A 14842-nucleotide genomic window follows, 5' to 3' on the forward strand; every position below is an offset into this window, starting at 1 on the left:
GTATTTCTTAGTTATTTCTAAATTTTGGTAGCAGTTGGCAGACAGGATGCTGTAAAGTCCTGGCTTTTTCATTTTGAATTTTGTTAGCGCAGTGTAAAGCCTCTGGTAGAGAGCGTTATTTGGAATTGCTTAAAGGCTGTCATTGTAAGCCGTAAAGACTGATAAAAAACAAGAAGCCAAGAGCCAAAGCACCAAAAATTAGGATATTCTTTTGGGTTGGCGTTAGGTTGTTAACACCCAAACCATAACCGAGATTTTCTTTAAAGCCGGATGCAGTACCGGCAGGGCCGATGTTGGCAAAAGCAGTCTTTTTAGCAGAACAAACTGGACAACGCCAATTTATGGGCAGTTCTGCAAAGCTTGTCCCTGAAGCAATATCATCTTTGTCGTCTCCCTTTTCGGGTTCGTAAACATAACCGCAGGCGCGACACTCGTAGCGGTCTAACACCGTAGTCTCAACAGCTGGTTCGCTCATGGCTAAGGCCTCGCAAAGGAGAAATCTTAAATATACGTTAAAAATTATGACATAATTGTTAGGCTTTTCTATCACTAGCAAAAGTGAATCAAATACCTAAAGTGTGTCTGTTTCGCAGATTTCAGAAAAACCAAACAGATATAATGTAAAAGAAAGTTACGCAGTTAAGGGATTGGGCGTTGGGTAAAACAGTTCCGAGTTCCGAAAGTTCTGAGTAAAGAAGTGAGATTCCCTACTCAGCACTCAGCACTCAGCACTCAGCACTCAGCACTCAGCACTCAAAACTCACTACTTAAAATACTCCATAAGCGGTAGATACTCATTGTGTTTGTCCTCAGCGGTTACGAGTACCTTCTAGGTTTCTTCATCATCTGTAGCCTAGTACCTGCCTTAGCGCTCTCAGCTTCCAAGCTCCTACGACCCAGTGGTTACGCCCCAGAACGTCGCACCACTTATGAATCTGGCATGGAACCCATCGGGGGAGCCTGGATTCAGTTCAACATTCGCTACTACATGTTTGCTCTGGTCTTCGTCGTCTTTGATGTGGAGACTGTTTTCTTGTATCCTTGGGCGGTAGCTTTCCACCGTTTGGGGCTATTGGCTTTTATTGAAGCGCTAGTCTTTATTGCAATTCTTGTAGTCGCTTTAGTTTACGCATGGCGTAAAGGAGCTTTGGAATGGTCTTGAATTCTAACTTAACAACCCAGGGTAAAGAACGAATCATCAACCCCATTGAGCGTACCAATGTCACTCAAGACCTTTCAGAAAATGTCATTCTGACGACGGTTGATGACCTCTACGACTGGGCGCGGCTTTCTAGTTTGTGGCCGTTGCTGTTTGGTACTGCTTGCTGCTTTATTGAGTTTGCAGCCTTAATTGGCTCTCGATTTGACTTTGACCGTTTTGGGCTAATTCCCCGTTCTAGCCCCCGCCAAGCCGATTTAATTATTACGGCAGGGACTATCACGATGAAGATGGCTCCGCAACTGGTGCGTCTTTACGAACAAATGCCAGAGCCAAAGTATGTAATTGCGATGGGTGCTTGCACTATTACTGGCGGGATGTTCAGCGTTGATTCCCCTACAGCAGTGCGCGGAGTCGATAAACTAATTCCTGTAGATGTGTATTTGCCTGGTTGTCCTCCCCGTCCCGAAGCAATTATTGATGCAATCATTAAGTTGCGGAAGAAAATCTCCAACGAGTCGATGCAAGAGCGGGGTAAAATTAAGCAAACTCACCGCTATTACAGCACGACTCATAACCTGAAGCCAGTAGAGGAAATCTTAACTGGTAAGTATTTGCAGTCAGCAACTCGCTCTGCACCACCGAAGGAATTGGCGGAAGCAATAGGTATGCCAATACCACCTGCACTGCTGACAGAAAAGGCGCAAAAGGAGGAACAAACCCGTGGCTGAAGAAGAATCTAAACCAGTACCAGCAGCGAAAGAAGAGGCATTGGTACAAGCGGGTAAAGTTTCCCAATGGTTAACGGAAAATGGTTTTGACCATGAGTTTTTAGCACCAGATAAGAATGGTGTAGAGATTATTAAGGTAGCGGCAGATTTCTTGCTTCCCACCGCTACAGCCCTTTATGCTTATGGGTTTAATTATCTCCAGTGTCAAGGTGGGATTGACCTTGGCCCAGGACAAGAATTAGTGAGTATGTATCACTTGATTAAAGTCGGTGATAATAGCGATCGCCCCGAAGAAGTTCGAGTTAAAGTGTTCTTACCACGGGAAAACCCCGTAGTGCCTTCTGTGTACTGGATTTGGAAGACCGCAGATTGGCAAGAGCGCGAGTCTTACGATATGTTCGGCATTATCTACGAAGGACACCCAAATCTCAAGCGGCTTTTGATGCCGGAAGATTGGGTAGGTTGGCCTTTGCGGAAAGATTACGTCTCACCCGATTTCTACGAGTTGCAGGACGCTTATTAGAGATTGCTGAATTTGAGCAGTAATTAACCCCTTTCCGGTGGCGGAGAGGGGTTATGTTTTTGGTGTTTCATGTCAGGGACTTCCAAAGAAGAAATTTTTTTGTCAGCTTGACCCCAGTTTCATAGGTTTGAGTGACTAATTGAACAAATTGTTAATGGCATAGTTTATTTTCTGGAAATCCCAATTTAATCGATTGCAGCACATTAATCAAAATTTGCAGTAAGAGATATTCGGCAAGACTCAGTTAACTTTTCAGATGTGTTGGTAAAATTTAGGTAAAATTATCAATTTTATTGGTCTTATTGACAAAAGTAGACCTATCTTTTTTTACCATATATTGCTGCACTCTTTATTTGATAAGCTTTTTAGCCCATTTTGTCGCCCCGTCAGCAAGCGGATATGATATTATTCCTCAATCAACTCAAAATTCACCCGTTCGTAAATATCACGCAAGGTAATTTGAAATTCGATAGAATCTAAGACTAAAACTGCATCTTCACCTTCATATTCCTTAAAAATCCATTGACCTTCTGCTTGCTTTGCAAATTGTTCTACAGCAAAACTATACTGGTCAATCATAATATATTCCTGAAAACAAGGAATTGAGCGATAATATTTAAACTTATCTGTTTTGTCATAATTTTTAGTTGAATTTGATAAGACTTCAACAATTAACAAGGGATTAGTAATAATTGTTGTACCTGTTCCCTCGTAAATAGGCTTACCTTTGATGACGATTACATCAGGATAAGTATAAATGCGATGACGAGGTATTGATAATTTTACATCGCCTATGTAAATCTCATAATCTTGTCCTTGCACTGTCAAGGGAAACCTTTTATAAAAATTACCTGCAATCTTATTGTGGTTGGTTGTCCCCCCTGTCATAGGTATAATCTCTCCATTTCTGTATTCATTTTTATATTCAGCCTTTTCTTCTAATTCCAAATATTCTTCTGGGGTGTAGCGCTTTTCTGTTTGTAAAACCATATTAATTAACTCATAAAATGAAGGAATGATTCTGTTATCAATAGCGTAACGTACCCTATTGATAGGCAAAATAAATATTTTTGTTATACAAATACGGTTGCAGACAATGTAACAATAGCGATCGCAAGCCAATACTTTTAGCCATACCCACTAGTGAACGCCCCAACCAATATCTCTGCACAAACTCAGAATCGCAAAGCCGATCACATTCGCATCTGCTTAGAAGAAGATGTTCAGTGCGATCGCATCACCAATGGATTAGAACGTTATCGTTTCACTCATTCTTGCTTACCCGAACTCAATTACAACGATATTGATATCAGTACAACTTTCCTGGGGAAACACCTTGACGCACCTTTGTTAATTTCTTCCATGACTGGCGGAACAGAACAAGCCGCAATGATTAACCAACGTTTGGCCCGAGTCGCACAACACTACAAAATTGCAATGGGTGTTGGTTCTCAGCGAGTAGCAGTGGAAAAACCCCAGGTGGCTGATACTTTTGCTGTCCGCAAGTATGCCCCTGATGTTCTGCTACTTGCAAACTTGGGGGCTGTGCAACTTAATTACAAGTACGGCTTGGATGAATGTTTGCGCGTAGTTGATATTTTAGAAGCTGATGCCTTGATTTTACACATTAACCCTTTACAAGAGTGCATTCAACCCAAAGGTGATACAAATTTTCGCGGTTTGCTTGACAAGATTTTTACATTATGCTCAAAATTGCCAGTACCAGTGATTGCGAAGGAAGTTGGTAACGGTATTTCAGCAGCGATCGCCCAAAAACTTCTTGCTGCTGGGGTAGCAGCAATTGATGTCGCGGGTGCAGGAGGCACTTCTTGGGCAAAAGTAGAAAGCGAACGGGCAGAAAATCCCTTACAACGTCGTTTAGGGAGGACGTTTGCCGATTGGGGTTTACCGACGGCAGAATGTATTACAACTATTAGAGCGATGTCTACGACGGGCTACGCCTACGCCAAAGATGTGCCTTTAATTGCTTCGGGAGGTTTGCGTCATGGATTGGATGTTGCAACTGCGATCGCTTTGGGAGCAGATATAGCTGGTTTAGCAATGCCTTTCTTGCAAGCAGCAGTAATATCAGAGACAGCAGTAGCCGAACTTGCTGAGGTATTAATCGCTGAAATCACCACAGTCTTATTCTGTACTGGCAATGCTACCTTGTATCAGTTAAAGCACTCTGGCAGTTTACAGCGCATAGAATAAATTAAGTAAGTCATTAGTCATCAGTCATTTGTCCTTTGTCAATGCCCCATGCCCAATTCCCCATTCCCCATTCCCAATAACTAATGCGTAATTTTATCAAACAAACTTTTGCTAGTTTAGTTGGCACTTTATTAGGACTAATTATTTTCGCTGGTCTAGGAACTACTGGACTGTTCTTGCTGATTTTTGCTGCTAGCTCCTCTAAAGATACTGGGCCTTATGTGAAAAATAAGTCAGTGTTGGTTTTTGACTTGTCAATGAAAATTACTGATGGCGAGCCTAGTTCAGACCAACTGTTTCAAAACACAATTTCAGGTGTGGATGGAGATAGAATGGCACTCCGCAAAGTTGTGGAAACTTTGGAAAAGGCACGGCGCGATCCGCGCATTGTCGGGATTTATCTGGATGCAACGAACACAAGCCAAACTGGTAATGTCGGCTATGCCTCCCTGAAAGAAATTCGGAAAGCGCTCGAAGAGTTTCGCGCTGCGGGAAAAAAGATTGTGGCATACGGCAGTGATTGGAGTGAAAAGGAATATTACGTTAGTTCAGTGGCAGATTCCATTGTCCTTAACCCTCTAGGAATGATGGAAGTCAACGGTTTGAGTTCACAACCAATGTTTTTAGCGGGAGCATTGCAGAAGTATGGCATTGGCGTTCAAGTCGTGCGAGTTGGGAAATTTAAAGGAGCCGTTGAACCATTTATTCTCAACAAGTTGAGTCCAGAAAACCGCGAACAAACTCAGAAATTGTTAGATGATGTTTGGGGAGAGTGGCGCACTGCTATAGGCGCAAGTCGGAAAATTGAACCCAACAAGTTGCAAGCGATCGCAGATAATCAGTCTTTACTAGAAGCCACACAAGCTAAAACTAACGGTTTAGTCGATCTAGTACAATACCCCGATGAAGTTGTCGCTGACCTGAAAAAATTAACAAATAGCGATAAAGAAGATAAAACATTCCGACAAATTAGCTTGAATAGCTACGCACAAGTTTCTGGTAAATCTTTGGGTGTAGAACGTAACTCCAAAAATCAAATTGCCGTTGTTTATGCCGAGGGTGAGATTGTCGATGGTAAAGGAGAAGATGGACAAGTAGGAGGCGATCGCTTTGCGAAAATCTTCAACAAGCTGCGACATGATAAAGATGTGAAGGCTGTTGTCTTACGAATTAATAGTCCTGGTGGTAGCGCTACCGCAGCTGAAGTCATGCAGCGAGAAGTGAAATTAACTCGTGAGGTAAAACCAGTTGTAGTGTCAATGGGTGATGTCGCCGCCTCTGGTGGTTATTGGATTGCTAGCGACTCTAATCGCATTTTTGCAGAACCAAATACCATTACGGGTTCTATAGGAGTGTTTGGGATCTTATTCAATGGGGAAAAGCTGGCCAGTAATAATGGTATTACTTGGGATTCGGTGAAAACCGCACGCTATGCTGACAGTAAAACAGTTTCGCGTCCGAAATCGCCTCAAGAGTTAGAAATTTATCAGCGCAGTGTTAACCGGATTTATAATATGTTTCTGAATAAAGTTTCTCAAGGTCGGAAACTCCCAGAACAAAAAGTAGCAGAAATTGCCCAAGGAAGGGTTTGGTCGGGTGAAGCGGCCAAAGAAATTGGTTTGGTGGATGAAATTGGCGGTTTGAATACTGCGATCGCTTATGCTGTCAAGGAGGCGGAACTAGGAGAAAACTGGGAAGTGCAAGAATATCCTCGCACTAGCAGCTTCGGAGAACGCTTTTTTGGGCGTGCAACAGAAGAGGTGCGGACTGCTTTAGGGATTGAAGGGACGCAACTCAAACAATCCAATCCCCTCACCACCGAATTCCAAAAATTGCAACAGGAAGTAGAGATTTTGCAAAAGATGAACGATCCACAAGGGGTCTACGCCCGCTTGCCTTTCAACTTGAAGATTGAGTAGATGTTTTTTGAGTATCAGTGGGCAACAACTCACCGAATACTACGTCAAACTAGTTTTGAGGATTTGTAGTAAGGATTTTAGTCCTTGTTTTCTCAGAGCTAAAGTCTTTGCTACGAAATTGTGTAGCGATTAATTTAAAGATAGATTACTAGGACGAAGCACATGAGTTTACCTCGCCAGCCATAAACCAGCTGACATTTGCTGTCTTGATGTGTAAAGTAGTTTAAAGTCAACTACAATTTCTAACCTTTGACAGAATTTTAGATTTGGAATTTTGCTGAAGCAGCCTGGTTAAACAGTGGCTCAAGTATGGAAAAATCTAAAATTTTTTATCTAGACCCAAGTGTATTTACATACCGATCCAATTTAAAGTCTAAAATACAAAATTGAGTAAAACATCCATCTATGGCTAGAAAAACACAACGTCTTTTACTGCTAATTGTTTCTTGTAGTATTACTGGTGTAATTTTAGGAGGTACTGCTGGTTGGGCAGAAAGTAGTCTCTGCCTGGAAGACAGTAAGGTTACAAGTGAGTGCTTAACCCAAGATCCATTCCAAAAAACTATCCAAGGAATGAGTACTGGATTGTTAGCTGGGGCTGGGGCTGCTTTTGGTGCAGTCTGGCAGTTACGCAATGAAGATTGAGTATGAACTACTACTAACCCGAAACTTCGGGTTAGATTAGGTTTTTGTACTAATTAGCCAGTGCCTCCACTTTGACTGTCGCCCAGCATTAAAGTCATGTGGGTCAATTATCTTAATTTATATGGCTTTGGAAGAATACCGATCTATTAATGCACGAGCAGATTTCTGGTGTTGTTCAGCTAGATGTTGAGGATAGATAAACTGAGCATTGCCCATGAAGCGGTTCACCCAGCGACAAAACTCCTCCAGCGATCGCTCAGGCAATTTAACAATATAATCTACGTAAGTAGGTTTGCCATCTTTTCCCTTCGGTCCTAGTTTGATTTTTTGGTGAAGATGTCGCTTTTCTCCCTCTTGGATAAATCCCATTACTTCAGAGAAAAATCGAACTTTCACTTCTACAAGCTCCAGTTCTCCACGGATTTTTTTTTGTTGCTCTTCCCTTAAACCCAACTTCAAGCCACAACCTGCCTTTAAGAGCCGATGAGCGATATGTAAGCTTTTCCATTGGCTATCTAAGCCGCGGCCTTTGCTATCCAGAACATTGAAGTGATCGCTAAAGCGATCAATACGTGACACTACGAGATGACCATTGTTATAATCTTCCAGCAACAAATACCAAGCAATGTCTGCATAAATCAATTGTAAAGGATAAACTTGCTCATATCTGGTTTTGTTGGGATTATACGGATTACGACAGCGATAAAGCTCAACTGCTTGTCCTTTAATAATTGCTGCTTCAAGTGTATCTAGTTTTTCAAATAGCGTACCTCGGCTTTGATATTTGCCCTTGGCCATCATTTCCACCGGATCGGTGTAGACAATAACTCGGTCTAATTGGGTTCTCACCGGATAAAGCATCTCATCTTTCAGGTTTAACCCTCCTAATCGCCGCATTAGTCTTTGATAGATCCGGTTAATTTGAGGGTCTTCCTGATATCTTGCCTGAGAGTGTAGGGCATTGAGCGCAACTTGTAACTCCTCCCGATTCATTAGACCTCTACCAACATAGTAACCCCATCGGTAAGGTCGCCTATCCAAAAGTCCATAGCGACGAAGAGTCTTCAAATCTTTTTGGATGGTATAACGCGAATATGGCGGTAGCTTTACATTTAATTCGCTTGCTACTTTTTGTAGGTACAATTGTACTAATTGCAATGTATCATGATTGTTAGAGTCAGATTGCATAGGATCAATACAACCAACTCCAGGGTATCGGACAAAGGTTGCAATTAATAGTAAAAGTCGCTCGAAGGCAGGAAGAGCAGCATAAGAATGCGCCATAAACTATATTTCACCCTGAAAAGTCAATAATATAAAAGTATTGACCTGTAATTTATAAAAAGTTTAAAACTTTTGCTAAGTATAGTTCCTAAAGATTTCATTTTATAGCCTCTAATACTGCCAAATAGTCGCGCTCTATCTGAACGTCTTTGTAAAATGCAGTTCAAATAGAGTTTTGGAGACTTAAAAATATGCAAACATGTCCCTCGTGCCAACATCCCTTGTCTAGCAATGGATTCTACTGTTCTAACTGTCCTCAACAGATTCGATGTAAAAACAAAGACTGCTATGAAATACTTCTTCCCGGCGCAAAACGATGTGTAATGTGTGGAACCCCAATAGGTGAAGGGCATAACGGATCAGCATCAAGTAATAGTGGTCTTCTACCTGCCGTAATGAATACATTAAAATTTGTTGAAACCAGCAAAGGCTACTCACGAGAGATTCAAGCATCTCTGAGCAACGAAGTAGGTATTAGCTGGGGTGGTGCTGCAATCGCGGCGATCGTTGGTGGACAAATGACACCAGGAAAACCATCTAATGGTCGTCCTGTGATTCGTGATTTAAGTAATGCCGAAACTCAACAACTTTCCTTATTCAACGACGAATCTAGCGATGAGAACAATAAATCTACAATTGATACAGTTGCTCAACTTTCTGCTGCTAATGGAATTGATGCTGACAAATTAAAACAGATTTTCCGACACAACGGTGAACAATTACAGCTAATGGAAACGCGGCTCAAAGCTACAAACAGGTTAGATGCTGCGCGCAGGCTAACCTATCTAGTTCTCTTGTACTCATTGGATGTCGATGGGCGGGAGGAAGTTCCCCGCACTGAATTGAATGAAACTCTCAAAAGCGTCAGATTGTATGACAACAATACCGCTACATGGATTGGCAAGAGTGCTGACTTGATTGTTGAGAGAGATATGGTTGGGCTGCGACTGTCGGGACAAGAACAAGCGCGAAAAGTTCTTGCACAGGTGCTTGATCGCTCAATAGAAGACAAGTGGAATTTAACTACAGGTTCAGGTTCACGAGGCTCGAAGTCTAGTGCCAAAAGCGAGGAGGATTCAGAAAATTCTACAAAAAATAGCAAGCGCAAGAATAATGGATTTTCCAAAGAAGTGGAGTCTTGGGTAGCCAACTGGAAACCACTCGCCTCTAATATTGATTTTCATGCAGCCATTAAAGATTGCACAGTCATTCAGAAGGGATTGTTTGGCCTGTGGGCAATTGGTAGGGCAACAAGCAATCCTGAGATAGTGGTTTCAAGCTACAAGCTAAAGCAATTTCTGTATTTGGGATTTGGCATCAAGATAGATGAGCGTCATTTAGAACGCACTTTACAAGCAGCTTCAGGACAAGGAAGTTTGATTAAAGTGCAAAGTGGCTTCCAATTACTACCTCCAGGCTTGTCTGAGGTTGAGAGATTGACAAGCTCCAGACAAGGTAACACATTCACCGATGAATCTTCTGAAAATTCTGGTGAGGTGTAACCATGAGAAGGACATCTGAGCAACTAATTCAGGAACTTTCGACAATTATTGACTCTCACTTTGCTCATGCAGTGGTTGAATGCTACGTCGAAATGCAGCAACGATTTCTAGCTGGCGACTGGCAACCAACAGAACTAGACGGTGGACGGTTTTGTGAAGCGGTTTCGCGTTGTTTGCTTCAAATGGATACCGGAAAGATCGATCATCGAAAATTGCCTGGTAAGATTCGTGAGGATTTATTAAACAAAAATATTCCTCATCAACTTGGCTCGAAGGATCGTTATCATTTGGCTAAAGTGATTGAGGTTGTATATGGATTTCGCTCCGATCGCGGTGCTGTTCACATATCAACCGAGTACACTGCAAACTATATGGATTCAATGCTGGTGCTTCATGCAAGCAAATGGATTTTTGCAGAATTTCTCCGCCTAGTTTGGAATCGAGATCGAAAGATTGTTGCAGAAACCATTGCCCAAATTGTTCAACTAGAACATTCAGTAATTCACGAATTGGACGGAAAACCTCTAGTTCTGGCAAGGGATATTTATGCAACGGATGAGGTTCTGTTGCTACTGTATCATGCCGCCAATAATCGCTTGAGTCGGGCTGAACTACGTGAACATGCTGTCAGCCAGAACCCTCAAAACGTTAATGTTGCTATATCTAGGCTAATCAAAAGTAAGGATATTCGACCTGTTGCAGAGGATGAAGTTGCTCTTACTCCTAATGGTCAAAAACGAATCCTTGAGCAGGTATTGCCTAAGCTCGTTCCCCAAAAATAGAATTCCTAGTTCAATTGCAGGGTAAGGCTTTATCAAATCCCGTCTAAATCATGGCGAAGATAGCAGATTACTCAACAAAGTGAAGATATTTTACAGCAGTTCAGAGTAAATACGGCTCCTATTGAGCTTTCAGTTACTCTATGTTTAAAGGTAAATAGCTATTTTACAAGCGATCGCAAACTAATGGAAGACAGCAGGGCATTGTTTGACTACTGGCATGACCGAGTTCGGCTGAAAAACTCTGAGTTGATTGCATCTCCTGGACACGTCAAAACCCAGGATCTACGCCATGATTGTACCAACTATGATGATCTTTGGCGTAGCCCTGAAGTTCAACAACTGGATGAACCAGAGCGTAGCAGAGTTATTGCTATTATTAAGTACGAATGTACAGCTCAAGTTCTACAGAATCGGGCTGGTCGTCTTCGCGATCGCGCTAATGAGCTTGAAGCAGCTTGTAATGAACAAGAACAACAAAAATCCAAGCTTCTGGGTTTGATCAAAGTATTACAAGAGAAACTATTTGGTAAAGACAAAGAAATTAAAAGATTAGAAGCACGAATTGCCTCGTTAAAAGCGGAAAATGAAGCCTTCCGATCTGAAGCCGAGAATAGTAAAGCTCAGGTGGAATTGGTTAAAGAACTGGAGCAGCTTAAAAAGAAATACAATGAAGTTGAGAAGCGAAGACAGGAATTAGCTCAAAATAATAAGAGTTTAGGTGGAAGAGTTGCCCATGCCAAACGGTATAAGCAGCAAAGAGATGAAGCAAGAGTTTTAGTTGAACAGCAAAAACAGCAAATTGCTACATTAGTTCAAGAGAGTCAGCGTCTTCGTGAAGAGAATGAAAGACTTAATCGAGAATTAAAATAACTGAATTGATAAAATGCTCTAAATTTGGGATGTTCGATAGTAATCATGAAACTTCAAGAGCTAAAAACTAAAGTCTACGAGTTAGCTGGAGTAAACAATACCAAACAACTTAAGGCAAAAAATCAGGAGATTAAGACGTTAGATATGCGTCTTAAAACTTCCTGGGAAAAAACTCTTGCTATTCTTCAAAAACCACAAGACGAGTTTGAGAAGTGGTTGGAAAATCCGCCGGAAGAATACAAAGATATTTTTTCTGAAATTACAGAAGTCTCTCAAAAATATGAGCAAAAATCAGCACAGACAAAACAGTTGGTGCAAGAGGTATTATCAATAGCCAATAATCTTGAAGAACTAGCAGAGGAATGTCAAGATGAAGCAAATCAAATCAAGCAAGAAATTGAAATAACTAGACGGATTTCAAAGCAAGCCAGACTAAACTAGTTTTGATATTAGAGAACAGATAAAAATTAGCTGCAACATAACGGAAATATTAGTTAGTAGCCTATTCTGTAGAAGAATTGCGTCTAGGGGCATTTGCTTTCTGGGTAGCTTATAGAGAATAATCACAAATAAAGCAGCTTTAGCATCTTCGTGCGAGAGAATAAATATAAAATATGGCGATCGCAATCGATTTTGGTACTAGCAACACAGTCATTGCTCGTTGGAACCCTGTAACCCAGCAGCCAGAAACCCTGACTCTACCAGGCTTGTCAATTAAACAAAGTCTCAATCCGCCACTGATTCCCAGCTTGGTTTATGTTGAAGACGCAGCCGAAAATAAAGTCTTAGTCGGGCAACAAGTACGCGATCGCGGTTTTGACCTCAAAGGCGAAACGCGATTTTTCCGCAGCTTCAAACGCGGTATTGGTGCAGATATTCAAGGTTTCTTACCCGAACTAGATGGGCAAATTGTCACCTTTGAACAAGTAGGGCAATGGTTCCTGACTCAAGTAATTGAAGAACTAGCACCCCTGGAAGGTGGGTTAGATTCTCTGGTGTTAACCGTACCTGTAGACAGTTTTGAAGCCTATCGTCATTGGTTGGGGACAGTATGTCAAAGCCTCCCTGTCGAACAAGTACGAATGCTGGATGAACCCACAGCCGCCGCCTTGGGTTATGGCTTGGCAGATCGAGAAAATCTTTTGGTGATTGACTTCGGCGGTGGTACTTTGGATTTATCCCTTGTTCGGTTGGATCAAAGCGTGCAGGCAAGCACAAAGCCCTTGGGATTTCTCCTGAAATGGGGTAATAAGTCCTTGGCTGAAGATTCCAAACAAAAAGTCAAAACTGCCCGTGTACTGGCGAAAGCAGGGCAAAATCTAGGCGGTACTGATATTGATAATTGGTTGGTAGATTACTTTGCTAAAACTCAAGAATTGGCGGTAAGTCCCTTGACAACACGATTGGCTGAACGGGTAAAAATTCAGCTATCAACTCAAAACCAAGCTAGTGAAGTTTATTTTGACGATGAAACATTTGAAAGCTATGAACTGGAACTAAACCGCGATACTTTTGACGATATCCTCAAAGAACACGCATTTTTTGAGTTACTCGATGAGTCGATGACCACACTGTTGCAGCAAGCAAGACGGCAAGGAATAGAACTTCCAGATATTAGTGCAGTTTTGTTAGTTGGTGGGACAGTGCAATTACCCGCAGTGCAGACATGGATCAAACAGTATTTTGAGCCAGAAAAAATCCGTTGCGAACGTCCCTTTGAAGCGATCGCTCAAGGTGCATTACAGTTAGCTCAAGGTGTGCAAATCAAAGACTTTCTCTACCATAGTTATGGTATCCGCTACTGGGATCGCCGCAACCAGCGTCACAAATGGCATTCTTTAATTAAAGCTGGACAAGCATATCCAATGACTCAGCCAGTGGAATTAGTCTTAGGCGCTTCTGTAGAAAATCAGCCCAGCATTGAATTAATTATGGGAGAATTAGGAGCAGATACGGGTAGTACTGAAGTTTATTTTGATGGCGATCGCTTGATTACTCGCCGTCTAGACAGTAATGAAACCAGCGTCAAACCCCTCAACGATCGAGAAGGTGCGAAAACAATTGCCCAACTCACACCAGCCGGATATCCTGGAAGCGATCGCATCAAAATTCTCTTTCAAGTTGATGAACAACGCTTTTTGCGAATCACTGTTGAAGACTTGTTAACTAATGACACGCTTTTGGAAAATCAACTTGTGGCACAGTTGAGTTAAACTACTGCACGTTTAAGTGTTTAATAAAATTTTGACAGTGGGTGCTGGCATTCAAACCACTGTTTTAAAGCCTGATTTATTCGTCGTTCATTCTGATTATTTCAATGGTTTTTTGAATTGATTCTTCACCAGATGCTTTAACAACTATTCTAGATGGAATAAAACTCTCGTCATCATATTCGGGAGAAGCCTCATAGTGACCAATCTTACCTTGTTCTGCCAGTCTGCCTACCTCTGCATCAAAAGCCCTTTTTTCTTCCACTGCTGGCGATGGGACGTAAACAACGTTAACGTCATCATCAACCCCACCTAACTCAATCGGGAAAAGATATAGCTTCTCTAACTCTCCAGCTTGGTATGCTGCAACTGCTGCCTCATGAGAATTGACTCTTTGGGCGATTGATTGAGTAATGCTTGGCTTGGTTGACAACCGACTTAATGTCACCCGATCAAACGTTATGAAAACGAGAGTTGAACCTGTTGGACATCGATATGCACCCTCTGCTTCACAAAGCTTACAAGCAAGTGCTGTAAACTCCCAAGCTTGATTTTCTGTACAACTGAGCTTCTGGGTAGTGAGAGATTCAATACCATGCTCCTCTCCATAGTTTCGGAGAAGACGTGCGTGCGACTGTAATTCAGAGACAACAGATGGATGGTTCCAACCCCACAACCAACTGCTGTCTGTTATGTTGTAAGTGCCGATAATCTGCACCGAACATCTCGCCGCGATCCCATCTGGACGGGTGAACACAACCGTACCAGTGCCTTGATCGATATCCCAACTCGAATCACCGAGCCGCCAAGCACTATTGTGAGCTTCTGTTTTTAATCGCAATTCCTCCATACTCTGCTCAACTAATACCAATTAAAAATGAATCTGCATATAATGGGGAGAAGCAAACTAGGTAAGTTAACAGAACCATGAGCCGCCCATTTAAAATTGCGATCGCCGAGAGCGAAGAGGAACTGAAAAAACGCCTACAAACAGTGTCTTCAG

Annotated in this window: 15 protein-coding genes; 11 read left to right on the top strand and 4 right to left on the bottom strand. The window is 42.0% G+C overall.

What is annotated here, in order from left to right; translation table 11 throughout:
• Positions 1-139: 139 nt before the first annotated feature.
• Positions 140-475: a rubredoxin gene (locus RMY32_RS25135; protein ID WP_094348032.1), complete on the bottom strand. Its 336-nt coding sequence runs from the start codon at positions 473-475 to the stop codon at positions 140-142.
• A gap of 324 nt (positions 476-799) precedes the next feature.
• Here RMY32_RS25135 and ndhC point away from each other — a divergent pair, with 324 nt between their 5' ends.
• Genes ndhC through RMY32_RS25150 form a run of 3 tightly spaced genes read left to right on the top strand, consistent with a single transcriptional unit; the run spans position 800 to position 2413 of the window.
• A complete protein-coding gene (ndhC, locus tag RMY32_RS25140; protein WP_012411797.1) occupies positions 800-1162 on the top strand; it encodes a photosynthetic/respiratory NAD(P)H-quinone oxidoreductase subunit C in 363 nt (120 codons plus the stop codon).
• Positions 1153-1890, top strand: coding sequence for a photosynthetic/respiratory NAD(P)H-quinone oxidoreductase subunit K (ndhK, locus tag RMY32_RS25145; RefSeq protein WP_322670283.1), 738 nt, complete (start codon positions 1153-1155; stop codon positions 1888-1890). The genes ndhC and ndhK overlap by 10 nt, the downstream gene beginning before the upstream one ends.
• The gene (locus tag RMY32_RS25150) at positions 1883-2413 is read left to right on the top strand and encodes an NAD(P)H-quinone oxidoreductase subunit J (protein ID WP_322693831.1); all 531 of its coding nucleotides are present in this window, start codon (positions 1883-1885) and stop codon (positions 2411-2413) included. The genes ndhK and RMY32_RS25150 overlap by 8 nt, the downstream gene beginning before the upstream one ends.
• Positions 2414-2818: 405 nt before the next feature.
• On the opposite strand, the gene RMY32_RS25155 is transcribed toward RMY32_RS25150, so the two are convergent.
• A complete protein-coding gene (locus RMY32_RS25155) occupies positions 2819-3403 on the bottom strand; it encodes a Uma2 family endonuclease (protein ID WP_322714178.1) in 585 nt (194 codons plus the stop codon).
• A gap of 153 nt (positions 3404-3556) precedes the next feature.
• Between RMY32_RS25155 and fni the strand changes: the two genes are divergently transcribed.
• The 3 genes from fni (at position 3557) to RMY32_RS25170 (ending at position 7191) form a co-directional block, all read left to right on the top strand.
• Positions 3557-4627, top strand: coding sequence for a type 2 isopentenyl-diphosphate Delta-isomerase (gene fni / locus RMY32_RS25160; protein ID WP_322714179.1), 1071 nt, complete (start codon positions 3557-3559; stop codon positions 4625-4627).
• A gap of 83 nt (positions 4628-4710) precedes the next feature.
• Positions 4711-6546, top strand: coding sequence for a signal peptide peptidase SppA (sppA, locus tag RMY32_RS25165; RefSeq protein WP_322714180.1), 1836 nt, complete (start codon positions 4711-4713; stop codon positions 6544-6546).
• A 405-nt stretch (positions 6547-6951) separates the two neighbouring features.
• On the top strand, positions 6952-7191 hold the full coding sequence (locus RMY32_RS25170; RefSeq protein WP_104909601.1) for a hypothetical protein: 240 nt from the start codon (positions 6952-6954) through the stop codon (positions 7189-7191).
• Positions 7192-7308: 117 nt separating this feature from the next.
• Here RMY32_RS25170 and RMY32_RS25175 read toward each other — a convergent pair whose 3' ends face one another.
• The gene (locus tag RMY32_RS25175; protein WP_322714181.1) at positions 7309-8475 is read right to left on the bottom strand and encodes a helix-turn-helix transcriptional regulator; all 1167 of its coding nucleotides are present in this window, start codon (positions 8473-8475) and stop codon (positions 7309-7311) included.
• 395 nt (positions 8476-8870) lie between these two features.
• On the opposite strand from RMY32_RS25175, the gene RMY32_RS25180 reads away from it, so the two are divergent.
• The 5 genes from RMY32_RS25180 to RMY32_RS25200 all read left to right on the top strand — a co-directional run bounded on the left by RMY32_RS25180 (position 8871) and on the right by RMY32_RS25200 (position 13842).
• Entirely contained in the window at positions 8871-9977 is a 1107-nt protein-coding gene (locus tag RMY32_RS25180; RefSeq protein WP_322714182.1) for a hypothetical protein, read from the top strand.
• A gap of 2 nt (positions 9978-9979) precedes the next feature.
• Positions 9980-10759, top strand: a complete 780-nt coding sequence (locus tag RMY32_RS25185) for a hypothetical protein (protein WP_322714183.1) — start codon at positions 9980-9982, stop codon at positions 10757-10759.
• A gap of 183 nt (positions 10760-10942) precedes the next feature.
• Positions 10943-11629: a hypothetical protein gene (locus RMY32_RS25190; RefSeq protein WP_322714184.1), complete on the top strand. Its 687-nt coding sequence runs from the start codon at positions 10943-10945 to the stop codon at positions 11627-11629.
• A gap of 45 nt (positions 11630-11674) precedes the next feature.
• The gene (locus tag RMY32_RS25195; RefSeq protein ID WP_322714185.1) at positions 11675-12070 is read left to right on the top strand and encodes a hypothetical protein; all 396 of its coding nucleotides are present in this window, start codon (positions 11675-11677) and stop codon (positions 12068-12070) included.
• Between the two features lie 173 nt (positions 12071-12243).
• Positions 12244-13842, top strand: a complete 1599-nt coding sequence (locus RMY32_RS25200) for an Hsp70 family protein (RefSeq protein ID WP_322714186.1) — start codon at positions 12244-12246, stop codon at positions 13840-13842.
• Positions 13843-13918: 76 nt separating this feature from the next.
• On the opposite strand, the gene RMY32_RS25205 is transcribed toward RMY32_RS25200, so the two are convergent.
• Positions 13919-14710, bottom strand: a complete 792-nt coding sequence (locus RMY32_RS25205; protein ID WP_409883952.1) for a DUF6882 domain-containing protein — start codon at positions 14708-14710, stop codon at positions 13919-13921.
• Positions 14711-14842 lie beyond the last annotated feature (132 nt).

This window comes from Nostoc sp. ChiSLP03a, from assembly GCF_034531215.2.
In the GTDB taxonomy this organism is placed as follows: Bacteria; Cyanobacteriota; Cyanobacteriia; order Cyanobacteriales; family Nostocaceae; genus Nostoc.

Bases quoted from the DNA above. Each gene is read 5' to 3' on its own strand.
- RMY32_RS25135 (WP_094348032.1), bottom strand. From the start codon at position 475: ATGAGCGAACCAGCTGTTGAGACTACGGTGTTAGACCGCTACGAGTGT.
- ndhK (WP_322670283.1), top strand. From the start codon at position 1,153: ATGGTCTTGAATTCTAACTTAACAACCCAGGGTAAAGAACGAATCATC.
- RMY32_RS25155 (WP_322714178.1), bottom strand. From the start codon at position 3,403: ATGGTTTTACAAACAGAAAAGCGCTACACCCCAGAAGAATATTTGGAA.
- sppA (WP_322714180.1), top strand. From the start codon at position 4,711: ATGCGTAATTTTATCAAACAAACTTTTGCTAGTTTAGTTGGCACTTTA.
- RMY32_RS25170 (WP_104909601.1), top strand. From the start codon at position 6,952: ATGGCTAGAAAAACACAACGTCTTTTACTGCTAATTGTTTCTTGTAGT.
- RMY32_RS25175 (WP_322714181.1), bottom strand. From the start codon at position 8,475: ATGGCGCATTCTTATGCTGCTCTTCCTGCCTTCGAGCGACTTTTACTA.
- RMY32_RS25180 (WP_322714182.1), top strand. From the start codon at position 8,871: ATGAATACATTAAAATTTGTTGAAACCAGCAAAGGCTACTCACGAGAG.
- RMY32_RS25185 (WP_322714183.1), top strand. From the start codon at position 9,980: ATGAGAAGGACATCTGAGCAACTAATTCAGGAACTTTCGACAATTATT.
- RMY32_RS25190 (WP_322714184.1), top strand. From the start codon at position 10,943: ATGGAAGACAGCAGGGCATTGTTTGACTACTGGCATGACCGAGTTCGG.
- RMY32_RS25195 (WP_322714185.1), top strand. From the start codon at position 11,675: ATGAAACTTCAAGAGCTAAAAACTAAAGTCTACGAGTTAGCTGGAGTA.
- RMY32_RS25200 (WP_322714186.1), top strand. From the start codon at position 12,244: ATGGCGATCGCAATCGATTTTGGTACTAGCAACACAGTCATTGCTCGT.